The 17,767-nt window shown below is 74.7% G+C and carries 13 protein-coding genes; 5 read left to right on the top strand and 8 right to left on the bottom strand.

The window, feature by feature from the left end:
• Positions 1–33: 33 nt before the first annotated feature.
• From ACFP3U_RS14825 to ACFP3U_RS14815, 3 genes are all read left to right on the top strand, one after another.
• On the top strand, positions 34–1,209 hold the full coding sequence (locus ACFP3U_RS14825; RefSeq protein WP_380225955.1) for a type III PLP-dependent enzyme domain-containing protein: 1,176 nt from the start codon (positions 34–36) through the stop codon (positions 1,207–1,209).
• A gap of 178 nt (positions 1,210–1,387) precedes the next feature.
• Complete coding sequence (locus ACFP3U_RS14820; RefSeq protein ID WP_380225954.1) at positions 1,388–1,909, top strand: pyridoxamine 5'-phosphate oxidase family protein; 522 nt, start codon at positions 1,388–1,390, stop codon at positions 1,907–1,909.
• A complete protein-coding gene (locus tag ACFP3U_RS14815) occupies positions 1,906–2,898 on the top strand; it encodes an ROK family protein (protein ID WP_380225953.1) in 993 nt (330 codons plus the stop codon). The genes ACFP3U_RS14820 and ACFP3U_RS14815 overlap by 4 nt, the downstream gene beginning before the upstream one ends.
• Before the next feature lie 7 nt (positions 2,899–2,905).
• Here the strand turns inward: ACFP3U_RS14815 and ACFP3U_RS14810 are convergent, their stop codons facing one another.
• From ACFP3U_RS14810 to ACFP3U_RS14780, 7 genes are all read right to left on the bottom strand, one after another.
• Entirely contained in the window at positions 2,906–4,435 is a 1,530-nt protein-coding gene (locus ACFP3U_RS14810; protein WP_380225952.1) for a GMC oxidoreductase, read from the bottom strand.
• Entirely contained in the window at positions 4,432–5,988 is a 1,557-nt protein-coding gene (locus ACFP3U_RS14805) for an FAD-dependent oxidoreductase (RefSeq protein WP_380225951.1), read from the bottom strand. The genes ACFP3U_RS14810 and ACFP3U_RS14805 overlap by 4 nt, the downstream gene beginning before the upstream one ends.
• Positions 5,985–6,401, bottom strand: coding sequence for a hypothetical protein (locus tag ACFP3U_RS14800; RefSeq protein WP_380225950.1), 417 nt, complete (start codon positions 6,399–6,401; stop codon positions 5,985–5,987). Before ACFP3U_RS14800 ends, ACFP3U_RS14805 begins: the two co-directional genes overlap by 4 nt.
• The gene (locus tag ACFP3U_RS14795) at positions 6,398–7,828 is read right to left on the bottom strand and encodes an aspartate aminotransferase family protein (RefSeq protein WP_380225949.1); all 1,431 of its coding nucleotides are present in this window, start codon (positions 7,826–7,828) and stop codon (positions 6,398–6,400) included. The genes ACFP3U_RS14800 and ACFP3U_RS14795 overlap by 4 nt, the downstream gene beginning before the upstream one ends.
• Positions 7,825–9,282, bottom strand: a complete 1,458-nt coding sequence (locus ACFP3U_RS14790; RefSeq protein WP_380225948.1) for an NAD(P)/FAD-dependent oxidoreductase — start codon at positions 9,280–9,282, stop codon at positions 7,825–7,827. The genes ACFP3U_RS14795 and ACFP3U_RS14790 overlap by 4 nt, the downstream gene beginning before the upstream one ends.
• Entirely contained in the window at positions 9,279–10,514 is a 1,236-nt protein-coding gene (locus ACFP3U_RS14785) for a DegT/DnrJ/EryC1/StrS family aminotransferase (RefSeq protein WP_380225947.1), read from the bottom strand. Before ACFP3U_RS14785 ends, ACFP3U_RS14790 begins: the two co-directional genes overlap by 4 nt.
• Before the next feature lie 124 nt (positions 10,515–10,638).
• Positions 10,639–11,871, bottom strand: a complete 1,233-nt coding sequence (locus tag ACFP3U_RS14780; protein WP_380225946.1) for a GNAT family N-acetyltransferase — start codon at positions 11,869–11,871, stop codon at positions 10,639–10,641.
• A 381-nt stretch (positions 11,872–12,252) separates the two neighbouring features.
• Between ACFP3U_RS14780 and ACFP3U_RS14775 the strand changes: the two genes are divergently transcribed.
• Positions 12,253–12,564 (top strand): hypothetical protein, encoded by a 312-nt coding sequence (locus tag ACFP3U_RS14775; RefSeq protein WP_380225945.1) that lies wholly within the window; start codon positions 12,253–12,255, stop codon positions 12,562–12,564.
• 189 nt (positions 12,565–12,753) lie between these two features.
• The gene (locus ACFP3U_RS14770; protein WP_380225944.1) at positions 12,754–15,819 is read left to right on the top strand and encodes a non-ribosomal peptide synthetase; all 3,066 of its coding nucleotides are present in this window, start codon (positions 12,754–12,756) and stop codon (positions 15,817–15,819) included.
• Positions 15,820–15,855: 36 nt separating this feature from the next.
• Here ACFP3U_RS14770 and ACFP3U_RS14765 read toward each other — a convergent pair whose 3' ends face one another.
• Positions 15,856–17,583 carry a serine/threonine-protein kinase gene (locus ACFP3U_RS14765; protein ID WP_380225943.1) on the bottom strand — a complete coding sequence of 576 codons (1,728 nt, stop codon included), beginning with the start codon at positions 17,581–17,583 and terminating at the stop codon, positions 15,856–15,858.
• Positions 17,584–17,767 lie beyond the last annotated feature (184 nt).

Genomic DNA, 17,767 nt, shown 5'->3' with positions numbered 1-17,767 from the left:
CGTACGAACGAACCGAGCCGGAGGTGGTGCACCGTGCTGAACGATCGTTTGCGGACTGGGGCGCTGGAGGTGGCGGGGCGGTGTGCGACGCCGTTCTACCTGTTCGACCTGGAGGAACTCGGCGCGGCCTACCGGGAGATGGGACGCGTCTGGCGGCGGGAGTTCCCCCATCTGACGGTGGCGTACTCGTACAAGACCAATCCGCTGGCGGCGGTGACCCGGCGGCTGGCGGAGCTGGGCGGGACGGCCGAGGTGGTGTCGGGCGCGGAGTTGGAGCTGGCGTTGGCGGACGGGTTCGCACCGGAGCGGATCGTCTTCGACGGGCCGGTGAAGAGCCCGGCGGAGCTGGCCCGGGCGGCGCGGCTCGGCGTGCTGGTCCACGTCGACTCGCTGACCGAGCTGCGGCAGTTGCTCGAACTGCCCGGCGGGCGGCCGCCGGTGGGGCTGCGGCTGGCGACCCGGGGCGGTGGCGGCGAGTGGTCGCGGTTCGGGCTGCTGCCGGCCGAGGTGGAACGGGCCCGCGAGCTGCTGGGCCGGGCGGGGCTGCCGGTGCGCAGCGTGCACGTCGGGGTGGCGACGCTGTCCGGGCCGGAGGCGTACCGCGAGGCGCTGGTGTCGTGGGCGGAGGTGCTGCGGCGGCTGGCGAAGGCGGCCGAGGGCCGGTTGACGGTGGACGTCGGCGGCGGGTTCCCGCCCCGCGGGGTCCCCGGTCGCGGGTGGGAGGTGTACGCGGCCGCCGTCGCGGCCGGGTGCCGTGAGGCGGGTCTCGGCCCGGAGGAGGTGGACCTGCTGATCGAGCCGGGGCGGTCGCTCGTGGAGGAACACGGCGCGCTGGTCTGTCGGGTGGCGGTCCGCAAGTCGCGGGACGGGCGGGAGCTCCTGGTGCTGGACGGCGGGACGAATCTGGCCCGTACGGTGAAGAGCCGGGCGCATCCGATCGGGTTCCCCGCCGCGCCGGACGACCTCGGCGGGCGGTACCGGCTGCTCGGCGCCAACTGCTACGAGGGCGACCTGTTCGCGGACGAGGTCGCCGGGCCGGCCGACGCGGCGCCGGGGGACCTGGTGGTGATCGGCGGATCCGGCGGCTACGACCTGCCGTTCGCCCACATCTGGGTGCGACCCCGGCCGCCCGTCCACGCCCTGGACGGCGGCGGCAACGGCGGCGGCGGCTGGACGGTCGTACGGGAGCCGGGCGACACCGTCCGGTAGCCGGCCCGTGGCGGCCGTTCGGCGGCGCGGCCCTCTACTGGCCGCAGCCCGGCGCCGGTACAGTAAGGACGCGAAGAACCGGCGTCCCGGCGCCCGGCCGCGGGATGCCCGGTGGAGCAAGCGATCCGATCCGCACCGATGTGCGACCACGTGTCAGCTCACCGAATCCGGAGGCACCGTGACCAACTCGGACGACGAACTCTGCACCTCCGCCCGCGAGCTTCTCCGCTCCACGCGCTACCTGACCCTCGGCACCGCCTCGCCGCAGGCCGTCCCGTGGGTCACCGCGGTGGCCCACGCCTGGGACGACGAGGACCGCTTCTACTGGCAGTCGGGGCTGGACACCCTGCACTCGCGGAACATCGCGGCCAACCCGGTGGTCTCGCTGATCCTCTACGACTCCAACCCGGCCGGCGGGGGCGGCGACGCGCTGTACGCGCTCGCGCTCGCCGAGGTGCTGGAGGGCGAGGCGCTGGCCGAGGGCTGCGAGCTGTACTACCGGCGGCGCTACCCGGACGAGTCGACGCGGGTGCGGCGCTACCGCCCGCCGCAGGACTTCGCCGGGGACTCCCCGATCCGGATCTACCGCGCGCAGGTCACCGCCTACTCGATGCTCTCCCCCGACGGCCACCCCGTCCACGGCGACGAGGTCAACCACCGTGTCGTGATCCCGTTCAGCACCAAGCAGCTCGCCGCGTGAGTCCTCGCACGACTCCGGCAGACGGCGGTGTCGTCCTCGGCGTGGACGTGGGCGGCACCGTCGTCAAGGCCGCCCTGTTCGGCCCGGACGGCACGGCCGTGGCCACCACCCGGCGGCCCACCGGCGCCCACCGGGGGCCCGAGGCCGTGGTGGAGACCCTGCTGGACGTCGTCTCCGAGTCGCAGGCCGCGGCCGAGCGGCGCGGCACGCCGGTCCGGGCGGTCGGTGTGGCCAGTTGCGGGATCGTCGACGAGCGGGCGGGCGTCGGCGTCTTCTCGGCCGCCTTCGGCTGGCGGGACGTGCCGCTGCGCCGGCTGGTGGCCGAGCGCGCGGGGGTGCCGGTCGCGCTCGGGCACGATGTGCGGGCCGGCGGGGTCGCCGAGGCGCGGCTCGGTGCCGGGCGCGGGCACGAGGTGTTCCTGTTCGTGCCGATCGGCACCGGCGTCGGTGCCGCCGTGATGATCGGCGGGCGGCCGTTCGGCGGCGCGCACCGGCAGGCGGGCGAGCTCGGGCACCTGGTGGTGCGGCCGGGCGGCGAGGCCTGCGGGTGCGGTCAACTCGGCTGCGTCTCCACCGTGGTGGGCGGACCGGCGGTGCTCCGGCACTACCGCGAGCTGGCCGCCATCCGCAACGGCACCGCCGGCACCGCCGGGCCGGCGGACGCCGCCGGGGTGGCCGCGCTGGCGCGCGAGGGCGATCCGGACGCGGTGCGGGTGTGGTCCGAGGTGGTCGACGTGCTGGCCGAGTCGCTGGCGGTCGCCGTCACCCTCTTCGACCCGTCGGCGATCGTGCTGGGCGGCGGGCTGGCGGGCGCGGTCGAGCTGCTGTTCGACCCGTTGCGGGAGCGGTTGGCCGCCCGGCTGGCCTTCCAGGTGATGCCGGAGGTCCGGCCGGCCGAGCTGGCGTACGAGGCCGGCTGCCTGGGCGCCGGACTGCTGGCCCGCGACCTGCTGGACCCGGCCGCGGGCCGAACAGCTCAGGACCCTTGAGCCGTCCTCAGGCCAGCACTCCCCCGGCGATCCGGAAGGCGTTGGCGGCGATGGTCAGGGCCGGGTTGACCGCCGCCGACGAGCAGAAGACCGAGGCGTCCGCCACCCAGAGGTTGTCGTGCTCGTGGGTGCGTCCGCCCGGGTCGACCACGCTGGTGGCCGGGTCGGTGCCCATCACGGCCGTACCGCACTGGTGGGAGTTGGTCTCGATGCCCATCCGCCGGGTGAACACCAGCGGGTAGCCGGCCGCGCGCAGCGAGGCGGTGGTGCGCCGGACCAGCTCGTGGTGGGCGCCGAGGTTGTTGGGCCGCCAGTGCACGGTGATCCGCCCGCCGGCGTCCAGGGCGACGCGGTTGTCCCGGGTCGGCAGGTCCTCGCTGGTCAGGTAGAGGTCGAGGCTGCGGCGGGTGACGAACCGCCGGACGGCGGCGGGCACGTTCGGGCGGGCCGCGCGCACCATGGGCTCCTGGAGCTTGCCCAGCATCTGCACGTTGCCGAGCGCGGCGCGACCGCCGTCGGCGAGGTACCAGTCGTTCAGGCCCAGGGTCTTCTGGAAGACCGCCCGGTTGCGGCGGGCGGGGTCGGCGGCGACCAGGAAGGTGCTGTTGTGCACCATGTAGTTGCGCCCGACCCGGCCCGATCCGTTGGCGAGGCTGGAACGCAGCAGCAGCGCCGCGGTGTTGACGGCGCCGCAGGCGAGCACGAAGCGCCCGGCCCGGATCGTCAGCTCCTTGCCGTCCCGGGTCGCCACGGCGTGCGTCACCCGCCGTCCGGTGGCGTCGGTGTGCAGCCGGCCGACCAGGGTACGGGTCAGCAGTTGGACCTCGCCGGCGGCCAGGGCCGGGCGCAGCGCGCGGACGTCGGCGTCGCTCTTGGCGCCGAGCAGGCAGGGGAAGCCGTCGCAGGTACCGCAGCGCACGCAGTCGCCGCCCTCGCGCAGGTCGATGCCGACCGGCATGTGGAACGGGCGCAGGCCCTGGCCGCGCAGCCGGTCGGCGAGTTCGGCGACCCCGCCCTCGTGTTCGACGGCCGGGTGAGGGTAGTCGGTGGAGCGCCAGGGGTCGGTGGGGTCCTCGCCGCGGGTGCCGTGCACCCGGTAGAGGTCCTCGGCCCGGCCGTAGTGGGGTTCCAGGTCGGCGTAGCCGATCGGCCAGCCGGGGGCGTCGCCCTCGGCGTGCGCGACCGGGCCGAAGTCGGTCTCGCGGAAGCGCGGGAGGGTGGCGCCGTAGACCTTGGTGTTGCCGCCGACGTAGTAGTGGACGCCGGGCTGGAAGGGCCGGCCCTGGGCGTCCTGCCACTGGTCGCCGTTGCGGTAGCGGCCTTGGACGAAGACGGCTTCCGGGGACCAGTTCTGGTGCTCGCGCGGCAGGAAGTCGCCGCGTTCGACGACGAGGATCCGCGCGCCGGAGGAGCGCAGCGCGTGGGCGAGGGTGGCTCCGCCCATGCCGGAGCCGAGGATCGCGAGGTCGCAGGTGACCTCCGCCCCGTCCGGCTCGATCACGCCCGGGAGGCCGTGCGGTGCCTGGTCGTGCGTCATCCGGTGGTCTCCCGTCGGGTGGGCCGCAGTGGGGTGCTCTGCGGTCGCGTGGTCTGCGGTCGGCTGGTCTGCGCTCGGGTGAGCTGCGGTCGGGTGCTCTCCAGTAGCCGTTCGGTGATCTCGTGGGCGAAGGCCATCACGGTGCCCTGGGGGCTGATGCCGGTCGCGCCAGGGAGCACCGAGGCGTCGCAGAGGTGGAGGTTGTCGAAGCCGTACGGCCGTCCGACGGGGTCGCAGAGTCCGCCGCCGGCCGGGGTGCCCATCGGGCAGGAGGCCATCGCGTGGACGGAGACCAGGGGCCAGTCGGCGAGGGAGCTGTGCTCGGCGCACTGCCGGGCCTCGGCCTCCGAGCGCAGTGGGGGGCCGGGGAAGGGCGGGTGGACGGCGGTGGCTCCGGCGGCGAGGAGCAGGCGGGCGGTGAGGTGGAGCGCGGAGCGCAGCCGGTGGCCGTCGGCGGCGGTGAGCCGGTGGCGCAGCAGCGTCCGGCCGCCGGGCAGGGAGGTGACGGCGACCGGTCCGTCCACCCGGACCTGGGCGGTGAACAGGGCGGTCCGGTCGAGGTCCGCGAGCAGGGCGTCGACGGTCCGCGGGTCGTGGCCGGCCAGGGCGGCCCCGAGGGCGCCGGGGGTGAGGTTGGCGGGCATCACCAGCAGGCCCTGGTCCTGGAAGTGCTGGAGCTGGGCGGTGAAGATGGTGCCGCGGGTGGCCCGGACGGGTTCCGGGAAGCGGGCGACGACCTTCAGGTTGACGTGGACGGCGGTGCGGCGGCCGGCGTGGCGGCGGTGGATGCCGCTGCGCTGGAGCAGGGCCGGGCTGCCGATCGGTCCGGCGGCGAGGACCACGGTGCGCGGCCGGTAGGTGAGCGGTTCGCCCTCGGGGCCGAGGGCGTGGACGGCGGTGACGCTCCGGCGGCGGTGACTCAGTCCGAGGACGCGGGTCCGAGGGTGGATGCGGGCGCCGTGGCGTTCGGCGGCGGGCAGGTAGCTGAGCAGCATGCTCTGTTTGGCGCCGGACGGGCAGCCGGTGGGGCAGCGGTTGGCGTGCGAGCAGCCGGGGGCGGCCCGGCGGGCGGCGGCCCAGTGCCAGCCCAGCCGGTCGGCGCCGTCGGCGAGCAGGCGGGAGTCGCGGTTGCCGTCGCCGGGTCGCTGGACGGCGACGCCGAGGCGGCGGGTGATCTCGCGCAGGTGGCGGTCCAGGTCGGGGCGGCGGTAGCCGTCGGTGCCGGCGTGGTCGGCCCAGCGGTCGAGCAGGTCGGCGGGGGGCTCCCAGAGCAGTCCGCCGTTGACGACGGTGGTGCCGCCGACGCAGCAGCCCTCGCCGAAGGCGATGACGGGCCGGCCGTGGATCGGGGCGAGGCCGGCGTGGCGGTAGAGGCGGCGGAGGTTCTGGGCGGGTGTGGCGGCGGCGATCTCGGCCGTGGTGACCCGGGGGCCCTCTTCGAGGACGACGGTGTCGCGCCCGGCCCGGGCCAGGCCGAGGGCGGCGACGCTGCCGCCGGCGCCGGAGCCGATCACCAGCGCGTCGCAGTCGATCGGCCGCGGTGCTCGGCTCATCGGGTGCCCGCCCGGTCGGCGGTCCGCGGCAGGGGGACGCGCGGCTCGGCGGTGGCCTCGATGGTCGCCTCGACGGTGACCCCGGCGGTGGCGGCGGCCGCGGCGGCGTCCAGTCCGCTGTACAGCGCGAGCGTCTCCGCCGTCCGCACCGCCCGGCCGAGCAGCGGCAGCCGTTCGACCCGCCGGAGCCCGTCCAGCAGGACGGCCGGCGGGGCGGTCGCCGGGCGGCGGCCGGTCAGCAGCAGGAGCGCGGGCGGGACCAGCCACAGCGCCAGGGCCAGACCGGCCCGGTAGTGCGGGGCGAGCCGGGCGAGGCTGCCGAGGACGTGGGCGCGGGCCGCCGCGCGGGCGTCCGGGCCGCCCAGGGCGGGGTGGCGCAGTGGCCAGATCCGCAGGAGGAGGTCGACCGTCACGGGCGGAGCCTCCCGGCGGCGAGTTCCCCGGCCAGCCGGCCGAGCAGGCGCACCGCGCCCTGGCCGAGCACCTCGTCGAGCGCCCGCAGAAACGTTTCCGCTTCGGGTTCCTCGGCGACCAGCGGCGGTGCGACGATCAACGGCAGGCCGTGGTTGGAGCCGAAGAAGGTCAGCACGCCGTGGTCGCGGTAGAGGGCGGCGATCACCGCTCCGGTGATCAGCTTGGTCCGGAGCCGGGGGTCACGCCCGAGGGCCGCGGGGAGCAGCGGCACCAGGCGGTCGAGCGAGGCCGGGCCGGCCTTGAGGAAGACCCCGTGCAGGGCGCCGCTCCCGGCGGTCGAGGCGACCAGGGCGGGGTGCCGGACCGCGATGTCCCGCAGGCCCGCCTCCAGGACGGCGCCGAGTTTGCGGGCGCGCCCCGGGTAGTCGTCCTCGACGGCGACGGCGACGGCCTCCAGCGCGGTGGCGGTCTCCTCGCCGAAGCCGTAGTAGGTCGTGCTGTGCAGGGTGGCGTCCTGGAGGTTGTCGTAGGCGCGGCGGAAGACGGGTTCGCGGGCCACGTATCCGGCGATGGACGCCTTGCCGCCGCCGAAGGACTTGGACATCGTCACGACGTCGGGGACCAGCCCCGGGTGGTGCATGAAGTGGAACAGCGCGCCGGTGCGGCCCCAGCCGGTGTAGACCTCGTCGAAGACCAGCACGATGTCCTGCTCGGTGCAGAGCCGGCGGACCTCGCGGAGGAACTCCCCCGAGCATTCCCGCAGGCTGGAGGCGCTGAGCGGCTCCAGCACGACGGCGTAGACGTCGCTGCCGCCGTCGATCGCGCGGTGCCGGTCCAGCGCGAGGGCGAAGGAGTCGAGGTCCCCGTAGCCGAAGTAGTCGGTGCCGGGGATCCTCGGGTAGTCGAAGTGGAGTTCGGGCGAGGCGGTCAGGCTGCCCGCGCCGAGGAGCTTGCCGTGGAAGGAGATGTCGGTGTGCAGCACGGTGCCGCGGCGTCCGGCGTGGTACTTGTAGGCGAGTTTGACGGCGCCTTCGACCGCCTCCGCACCGGAGTTGGGGAAGTAGCTGACGTCGAGGTCGCCGGGGAGCAGCCGGGCGAGGTTGTGGCTGAGGGCCGCGACGTAGGGCGAGAGGTAGTTCTTGTGGACCTCCATCCGGCGCTGCTCGGCGAAGTTGCGGCGGGCGGCGAGGATCCGCGGGTGGTTGTGGCCGTGGTTGAGGACGCCGATCCCGCCGGTGAAGTCCAGGATGCGCCGGCCGTCGCGCAGGGTGATCCAGCAGCCCTCGGCGCTCTCGACCCGGTCGTGCCCGAAGCCGAACGCCCCGACCAGGGAGACCTGGCTCCGGCTGACGAACCTCCGGTAGAGCGCGTGCACCTGATCCTCCGTCAGGCGCTCGGCGTCCGCGATGTCCAGCAGGTCGTTCATACCGCCTCCTCGGTCGGTGCCGTGCGGAGCCCCGCGCGCTCGCGGGTGCGGATCCGGTCCGCGATGAGCCGTCCGGCGGTCCGGCCGTGCCGCACGGCGTAGTTGGTGCCGCGGTCCTCCGGGAAGACCTGCGCCATGCTCGACATGTAGAGGCCGGGCACGGCGCACTCGACCCCGGGGACGCGCCGGGAGTAGCCGGTGGTGATCACCGGCTGGGCGTGCTCGGCCCGCCAGACGTGGTAGCGGTGCACCCAGTCCTCGCGGAACCGCGGGAACATCCGGCGCAGGTGGGGCAGGCTGTGGGCGTAGACCTCCGGGTCGCTCATCCGGTACAGCTCGGCGTCGACCGGCAGGTACTTCGACAGGTAGACGAGGTGGCGGCCGCCGTAGTGGTCCGGGGTGTCGAGGTTGGTGTGCTCGATGACGCCGACGTAGGGGAACTCCGGGTCGGTGACGTTGAGCCAGTAGGTGTCGGAGAGCGCCCGGCGGTTCTCCAGGACCAGGCACAGGTTGGCCAGGTAGGGGACGGCCCGCAGCCTACGTACCAGCCCCGGGAGGGCGGGGTGGGCGCCGACGGCCCCGTCGAGCATGCCGGCCAGCAGTCCGGGGGCGGTGGTCACCAGGACCCGGCGGGCCCGCAGGGTGCGGTCACCGGTCCGCACGCCGGTCACGCCCCGCTCCCCGACCAGGACCGAGCGGACCGGGCTGCCGGTGTGCAGCTCCACCCCCAGCTGCTGGAGCCGGTCCCGCCAGGCCTCCAGCAGGACCCCGGAGCCGCCCCGCAGGTAGTGCAGCACCTCCCGGCCCGAGCGGGACCGGCTGCCGCCCCGCAGGTGCAGCTTGGTCCACATCCAGGTGGCGCCGACCTGGGAGGCGTAGCTGCCGAACTTGCCCTCCAGCAGCGGGCGCCAGACCACCTCGAAGGCCCGGCGCCCGCCCAGCTGGACCAGCCACTGCTCGGCGGTGAGTGACTCCAGCTCCCGCCAGTGCCGCACCCGGCCGGCCCGTACAGCCGACAGTCCGAGCCGCAGCCGGTCGGCCGGCGGCAGCGGGGCGAAGCGCAGCACGTCGAGCGGGCTGGAGAGGCGGTACACCGCGTTGGCGTGGTAGACGCCGGTGCTGGTGGGGTGGCGTTCGACCAGGTCGGCGCAGCCGAGTTCGGCGCAGAGCCGGAAGATCTCGCGGTCGGAGTCGAACCAGTGGTGGTAGAACTGCTCCAACTGCCGGTCGCCGACCGGGAAGGTCGCGGCGAGGCCGCCGATCCGGTCGGCCGATTCGACGACCCGGCAGCGGAGTCCGGCCAGGGCGAGTTCGTGCGCGGCGGCCAGGCCGGTGAAGCCGGCGCCGACCACGATCACATCGGCGTCGTCGGGAGCGGACGCCTCTTCGGCGAGATCGGTACCGGCGCCGGGAAGCGCGTCGTCGGGACCGGGCAGCGCGTGGGCGGCCGTCACGGGCCCAGCACTTCGGCCACGGCGGTGCGGCACCGCTCCGCGACGGCGTCCACGTCGGCCGGGGTGCTGCGCGCGGTCAGTCCGAAGTCGGCACCCAGGTAGGTGTCGGTGAGGCCGACGGTCAGCGCGAGGGAGCGGGCGAGGACGTCGTCGGTCCGCGGCAGCGCGCCGGCCCGGTAGTCGTGCCGCGGCCGCTCGGGCGGTCGGCGGAAGGGACTCGGGCGGGCGTCGCCGGCCATCAGGGAGGCGAGTTCGGGCAGGCCGCCGTAGTAGTGCTTGGGCGAGTGGAGCAGCGTGCGGGTGCCGAGCTCCTTGGCCACGGCGTCGGCGCTCGCCGCGTCGTCGAAGAGGTACACCAGCAGGGTCGCGCAGTCGCCGTCGGCGTCGTGCAGCAGGCGCGGGCGCAGGCCGTCGCGGGCCGGGATGGCGGCGGACAGCGCCCGGGCCAGCGTCCGGTTGTGCTCCAGGATCGCGTCCAGCCGGCCGAGTTGGGCGCGGGCGACGGCCGCGGTGAACTCGTTCATCCGCAGGTTGAGGCCGAAGAGCTGGTCGCCGTCCCCGGTCTCCTCCCCGTAGGGGTACCAGCCGTGGTGGTGGAAGGAGTAGGCGCGCTGGAAGAGGCGCTCGTCCGGGGTGAGCAGGAAGCCGCCGTCGCCGCCGGTGATCACCTTGAAGATGTTGGTGGAGAACGCGCCGGCCTGGCCGAAGGTGCCGACCGGGCGGCCCCGGTAGGTCGCCCCGCAGGCCTGGGCGGCGTCCTCCAGCAGGAACAGCCCGTGGTCGTCGGCGATCTGCCCGAGGGCCGCCAGGTCGCAGGGCGCGCCGAGCATGTGGATGGGCATGACGGCCTTGGTGCGCGGGGTGATCCGGTCCAGGACGTCGGCCGGGTCGAGGGTCAGCGATTCGTCGATCTCGGCGAACACCGGGGTGGCGCCCGCGAAGACGACGGCCGAGACGGAGGCGGTGTAGAGGTAGCCGGGCACGATGACCTCGTCGCCCGGTCCGATGCCGAGCGCGGCGAGCGCGGCCAGCAGGGCGGAGGTGCCGCTGTTGACGGCCAGGCAGTGCGGGCTGGCGAAGTACTCCGACAACTCCCGCTCCAGGCCCCGGACCTGGGCGTCCACGCCGGGTGGGCGGGAGTGCGCGTCGGAGGTGGCGAGCCAGGAGTCGACGACGGCGAGGAGGTTGCGGCGCTCCTCGGCGCCGAAGTGCGCGTATCCGGGACCAGGCATGAGGCTCCTTGGTAGGGCGTCGGTCGGTGCTCGGTCGGATGTCGGGGGAACGTCGGGACGTGTCGGGGACCGTCGGCGGGGGCGAACGGTGGCCTGAGCGTCGTGAGTGCGCCGCCGCTCCGGGTCAGAAGACGACGGGGCAGAACGGGGCGGGATCGTGGCGGAACGCCGTGGCGGCGGCCCGGACGGCGCCCGGGCGGAGTTCGCGCACCAGGCCCGCCCGGGCGAGTTGCACCAGCGAGGTGCCGCCGAGGTGCAGGGCGCCCAGCTCCCGGGCCGTCAGCTCCAGGTCCGCCGCGGCCGTGGTGGGCCGGCACTCGCCGCCCTCGGGGCCGGTGCGCAGCCGGAACCGCCGCTCGTTCCACGGGCAGAGCGGGTCGGTGACGTCCAGGACGACGTCGATCTCGGCGGCGTAGCCGCGCTGCTCCAGCGCCCGGTCCACGTCCACCAGGCGCACGTGCAGTTGGTCGCGCAGCACGGGCGCCGCGCTGCGCGGGTCGGTGAGCAGGGCGAGCACCGGGTCGTCCACCGGCCGGTCGGCGACCACGCTGCCGGCCAGGTCGACGTCGAGCAGGGCGCGCCACAGCGCCGCGCCGGAGGCCGGGTCGCGGGCGAACAGCTCCCGCACCGAGACCTCGTACCGCGGCACCGAGTCCTCCCAGGCCGAGGTCAGCCGGTAGAGGGCGTAGCCGGACGGCTCCCCGTCCGCCTCGGCCACCATGCAGAGCAGCCGTCCGCTCGCGCCCCGGTGGTCGGGCAGGTCCAGGACGGCCCGGGCGGCCCAGGCGGCGTCCCGGCGCAGCATCCCGGGGCGTTCCCCGACGCACCGCGCGTGGACGGCGGCGATGGCGGCGGTGTGCTCCTCCGGTCCGCCGATCCGGACGGTCCGCTCGCCGCCGGCCGTCGCGCGCAGTTCCCGGGCGTGCCGGGGGATCCGCACCTTGGCGGCCTGGCTGGCGAGCCCGAACCCGAAGCGGCCGTAGATTCCGGCCTCGGTGGTGTTGAGGGCCGCCACCGGTTCGGCGCCGCTGTCGTGCAGGGTGTGCAGGACGCGCAGCACCATGGCGCGCATGACGCCGCGCCGCCGGTACTCGGGCGCGACGGTCAGATAGCCGAGGCCGGCCACCGCCCGGGGGCCGCCCGGCAGGGTCATCTCCAGCGAGTAGACGGCACAGGTCCCGCGGGTTCGGCCGCCGGTCCGGGCGACCAGCGAACGTTTGGGTTCGAAGATCGACGCCGCCGAGGCGTGGTACTCCGCGGAGTGCCCGTAGCCCCCGTAGGCGAGTTCCACGACCGGAACGAGATCCTCCCAGGAATCGGCGGCGGAAATCTCCGGGGCGGCAGGGAATTCGGTCATGATTGTCACGCGCTCCTCACACACTGAAGATTCCTGGAATTCAGATCATGACAGATCATGACGGTCCGACAGCTGAGACGGCGCGCTTCGGCGGGCAGGTGGACCAGCGCACACGGACACCCATTGATCGGACCACGTCAGAAGCCACAGGTATAGCACGATCGAACCGCATGGCGTCAAGAAGCGCGGGCCGCACTGCCGTTGATCAGAACGAACCGGTGATCCATATTCTCATCCGGAATTCGATGGTTCGCATTCGGTGCTCTTGTGATCAATGGAACATTCACTCAGACTCGGCTGCGGTGGATGATCCCTGGTACGCCAGCGATCCATTCTGATCCGCCCCTGCCCGTTTCTCCGACCCACTGCAAGGAGACAGGTATGTCCAACCCCAGGTTCATCGCCGGCAACACCCCCATCGACGCCTGGCAGCAGCACGTCGAGGAGGACAACGGCACCGGCATCTACATCGACGTCGACACCTCCGGCGGCAACTTCAGCGAGACGCCGGTCTACACCGCCAACCTCTGCGGCCGCGACTCGATGTGGACGACCAGCGGCGGGAACACCATCTACACCCCGACCTCGAAGGGCTTCCGGATCTACGTCCGCTGGCAGGACGGCCGTCCGCTGACGGTCGAGTACGCCGTGAGCCACGGCTGGTACATCAGCTGGGTGGCGACCGAGGTCTGAGAACCGTCCCGGTGCCGCTGAGGCCCTGAGCCGTTCCCGGGCCGGCCGGCGGCCGCACCTGCTGCGGCCGTCGGCCGGCCCGGTCACGCCGGGTCCCGCGCACCCGTATCCCCGTCGCCGGACCAGGCCCCGGCCGCGGCCCCGCTTCTGCCCCCGTCCCCGTCCTCGTTCAGCAACCAAGGGAGATCCATGCGAGCCCCGACCGAGCGGCAGCTGGGCCAGTTCTGCGGCGACACCGTCCTCCACCACCCGGACACCACCGCCTGGAGCCTCGTCGAGGCCTCGGCCGCCCGCAGTCCCGACGCCGTCGCGGTCGCGCATCCCGGCGGCACCCTGACGTACCGCGGGCTGATGCGCCGGGTCGACGCCCTGGCCGGCCGGCTGGCCCGCGCCGGGGTGCGCCGGGGCGACCTCGTTCCGCTGGTGATGGCCGGCGGGCCCGAACTCCTGGTCGCCATGCTCGCGGTGATGCGCTGCGCCGCCGTGTTCGTCCCGCTGGACGAGCAGTGGCCCGGCCCGCGGCTGCGCGCCATGGTCGAGGCCTGCGACCCCGGTGCGATCCTGCTCTCCCCCGGCGCCGCGCCGGACGGCTGGGCTGCCCCGGCCCTCGTCGTCGAGCCGGTCTCCGGGGCCGGCCCGACCCTCGCCGTCGAGTCGGTCGGCGGGCCCGCGCCCGGTGCGCCGCCCGCGCTGCCAGCGCCGCCGCGCCCGGACGAACTCGCCTACGGCTTCTACACCTCGGGCTCCACCGGGACCCCCAAGTGCGCCCTCAACCTGCACAGCGGCCTGGCGAACCGGCTGCTCGCGATGGGCCGCCGGTTCGGTTCCTCCCCCCGCGACGTGGTGCTGCAGAACAGCCGCCACACCTTCGACTCCTCACTGTGGCAGCTGCTCTGGCCGCTCACCTGCGGCAGCCGGGTGGTCATCCCCCGACCGCACGACCTCCTCGACCTGACCGCCACCGTCGGCGTCATCGAGCGCCACCGCGTCACGATGACCGACTTCGTGCCCACCATCCTCACCGCCCTCGTCGAACTCCTCGACTCCGAGCCGGAGTTGGTGAAGGGACTGGCGAGTCTGCGGATGCTGCTGGTCGGCGGCGAGGAGATCGCCCCGGAGAGCGTACGCACCCTGCGGCGGCTCCTCCCGCACCTGCGGGTCACCAACACCTACGGCCCCACCGAGGCCTCGATCGGCTCCGTCTTCCACGAGGTGACCGCGCGGGACACCGCCCCTCTGCCGATCGGCCGGCCGATCGACAACACCTGGGCGATCGTGCTCGACGAGCGCGGGGGGCCGGCCGCCACCGGGGAGATCGGCGAGATCTGCATCGGCGGCGCCTGCCTGGGCACCGGCTACCTCGGCGACCCCGACCGCACCGCCCTCGCCTTCGTCGAGAACCCCTTCCCCGAGCTGTCCGGGAAGCGGATGTACCGCACCGGCGACCTCGGCCACTACGGCCCGGACGGGCTCCTCCACTTCGACGGCCGGCGCGACCAGCAGGTGAAGATCGGCGGCGTCCGGGTGGAGCTCTCCGAGATCGAGCACGCGATCAGCTCGCACCCCTCGGTGCGCGAGGCCAAGGTGCTGGTCGGCGACGACGGCGGAGGGCAGTACCTGGCCGCGTTCGTCACCCTGCGCCGTGATCTGACGAAGCGTCATCTCAGGTCGTACGTCCGCGCGCTGCTGCCGGCGGAGCTCGTCCCGAAGCGGTTCGTCAAGCTCGACGCGGTACCGGTGAACGGCAACGGGAAGACCGACCGCAAAGCCCTCGCCCGACTCCTCGACACCCCCGCGCCGATCGAACCGAACGGCTGGGCCGCCACCGGGAGCAGCACCGAACGCGCCCTCGCCGAGCTGTGGAACGCCCTGCTGCCGGAACCCGTCACCAGCGCCGACGCCGACTTCTTCGACAGCGGGGGCGACTCGCTCCGCGCCCAGCGGCTCGCCCTCGCGGTCTCCGCCCGCTTCGACACCCCGCTCTCGATCCGCGACATCGTCCACGCGCCGACCATCGCGCTCCAGGCCGCCGCGCTCGACGGCGGCCGCGCCCTGCCCGCCACCCCGGCCGCCACCGCGGCGTTCGTCACCGCCGCGCCCGTCGGCGACCTGACCCTGCCCGCCGACATCCGGCCCACCGGCACCCCCGCCGGACCGCCCCGGCACCTGCTGCTCACCGGCGCGACCGGCTTCGTCGGCGCCCAGCTGCTGCACGACCTGCTGGACCGGACCGACGCCACCGTCCACTGCCTGGTCCGCGCGGACGGCCCCGACGAGGCGCGCCGTCGAGTGGCGGACGCCCTGCACCGGTACCGGCTGTGGCGCGAGGGCACCGGCCACCGGATCGTCGCCGTACCCGGCGATCTGAGCAGCCCCCGGCTCGGCCTGAACCGGGCCGACCACCACCGGCTGGCCGATCAGCTCGACACCCTGGTGCACGCCGGCGCCATGGTCAACCTGGTGCGCGGCTACCGCGCCCACCGCCGCACCAATGTGACCGGGACGGTGGAACTCCTGCGGCTCGCCGCCACCGGCCGGCCCAAGACCGTGCACTTCGTCTCCACCCTCGCCGCCTGCCCGCCGGACCCGAGCGGCGCCGGCTCGGTCCTCGAACGGCCGGTCCCGGCGAGCCACACGCCCGACACCGGCTACGGCCAGTCCAAATGGGTCGCCGAACGCCTGCTCCAGACCGCCGCCGACCGCGGCATGGCGGTCGCGGTGCACCGGCTCGGCGAGGTCATGCCGGCCACCCGCACCGGAATCCCCAATCCCGACTCCCGGGTCGAACTGCTCGTCCAGGCCTGCCTGCGGGTGGGTGCCTGGTTCACCAGCGACCTGGCCACCGACTACACCCCGGTCGACCACGTCGGACGGCTGCTGGTCGCCGCCGTCAGCCACCGCCGGCCCGGCTACTTCCACCTGCTGCGCCCCGGCCCGCTGCGCCTGGACGACGTGCTCGGCGCCTTCGGCACCACCTTCGGCCTGCGCCGGGTCGAGTACCGGGACTTCTGGCAGGCCGTGCATCGGGCCGCGGCCGCCGACGCCGACAACCGGCGGCTCGCGGGGGCGCTGGCCCTGCTGCCGGTGCCGACGGCCCGGCCCGACCGCTCACCGATGTCCTTCGAGGACGCCGCCGCCCGCTTCAGCACCACCCGCGCCGCCGAACTCGCCGCCCTCGCCGACGCCCGTACCCTCCCGTCCAATCGGCAGGGGCTGCACCGGTACGTCGCCTACCACCGGGAACGGCGGGGGTGAGGGGCCTTCCCGCGGCAGGGCCTTCCCGCGCGGGCGTCAGCCCTTCTTCCGCAGCACCACGTACTCCTCCGGCTTGGCCAGCTCCACGCTGTACCGGAGCGTGTCGTCCGGCGTCATCATCACCACCCGGTACGTCGAGCTCTCGGAGGCGCAGCGTTCGCCGGGCGAGGAGCCGGTCAGCCGGGAGGCGTAGACGACCCGGGACTCGTCGGCGGAGCCGAGCGTCCAGGCGCTCTCGCACCAGGTGCCGGTCTTCGCCGACTCGGACCGGATCCTGCTCTTCCTCTCGCTCGGCGCCGACTGGGCGAGCGTGAGGGTGAGGGTGAGGACGTCCCCGTTGGCGGCTTTGCGCTCGCCGGTCCAGGTGCCGAGGAACTTCGCCGGGATGACGCCCGGCCCCGGGTCGGTGGCGGACGGGGAGGGCTCGGAGCCCTCGTCGGTGGGGTCGGGGCTCTCCGAGGCCGGGCCGTCGGACGTCGTCTCGCGCGCGGCCGGGGCGGACGGCGATTCGCCCGTGGGCTGGGCGGACGGCGAACCCGACGCACCGGTGGCCGGGGCGGAGGGCGTCGGCTTCGAGGCTGCGCCCGGACCGCCGGTCCGCCGGTCGTCGTCCCGCAGCTTCTGGACCCACAGGTACCCGCCGCCCGCCAGCAGTACGACGGTCACCGCGGACGCCAACGCGCCGAGCCCCGCTCGGCCGCGCGGCGACTGCGGGGCCCTCACATAGACCGGCCTCGTGGCCGGTATCGACGGCGGTGGGGCCAGGTGCGGGACCGGGCCGAAGCCGGGCGGCACCGGCGGTACCGCCGGTCCGAACCCGGGCGCAGCCCTGCTCCCCGTGGCGGCCTCCTCCCGCACCTCCTCCAGCTCCAGCAGCTGCACCGCACTGCGTCCGACCGCCGCCGCCAGCCCCTGCGGCAGCCAGTCCCCGTGCCCCAGCCGGGCGGCGGCCGAGCCGTCACCGTCCAGCCACTCCCTCAGCCGCCCCGGCGTCGGACGCGCGGCCGGATCCTTGGCCAGGCAGTCGAGCACGATCGAGCGCAGCGGCCCCGGCGCCAACCCGGCGAGGTCCGGCTCCTCGTGCACCACCCGGTAGAGCAGGACGGGCGCGCTCACCCCGGAGCCGAACGGCATCGTGCCCGTCGCCGCGTACGCGAGCACCGCGCCGAGCGAGAAGACGTCGCCGGCCGGCCCGGCGGGCAGTCCGTTCGCCTGCTCCGGCGACATGAACCCCGGCGAGCCGACCACCTGGCCGGACTGGGTGAGCACGGTGGTGGCGTCCAGCGCGCGGGCGATGCCGAAGTCGATCAGCCGCGGGCCGTCCAGGGTCAGCAGCACGTTCGAAGGTTTGACGTCCCGGTGCACCAGGCCGAGCCCGTGCACCTGGGCGAGCGCCTCGGCCAGGCCGACGCCCAGGGACCGCACGGCCGGCTCGGGCAGCGGTCCGAACTCCCGCACGGCGGAGAGCAGCGCGGGCCCGGCGACGTAGCCGGTGGCCACCCAGGGGTGCCCGCCCTCGGTGTCCGCGTCCAGCACCGGCGCCGTCCAGGCCCCGCCGACCCGCCTGGCCGCCGCGACCTCCTGACGGAACCGGGCCCGGAAGTCGGCGTCCCCGGCCAGGTCAGGGCGGACCACCTTGACCGCCACGATCCGCCCGCCCGCCGTCCGGCCCAGGTAGACCCGGCCCATCCCGCCCGCGCCGAGCCGCCTCAGCAGCCGGTACGCGCCCACCTGCCGCGGATCGTCCGCTGCCAGCGGCTGCATGCCCCCACGCTCCCCTCGACGCCCGGCGCGACGTCCACGCCTCACGCGCCCCGGAGCCGACCGTATCGGTCCCGGGCCCGCCCGCGGGTGGGATCAAGGTCACGGAATCGTCGCCGGACGATCACCGGAGCAGCGCGACCGGGAGCCCCGGCGCGGCGTGTCGTGCCCGCCGACCGACTAGCCT

The sequence above is a fragment of the Kitasatospora misakiensis genome, assembly GCF_042656005.1.
GTDB lineage: Bacteria > Actinomycetota > Actinomycetes > Streptomycetales > Streptomycetaceae > Kitasatospora > Kitasatospora misakiensis.
Note: the sequence above shows the minus strand (reverse complement) of the source record. Positions and strands in the feature narration are given on the sequence as shown.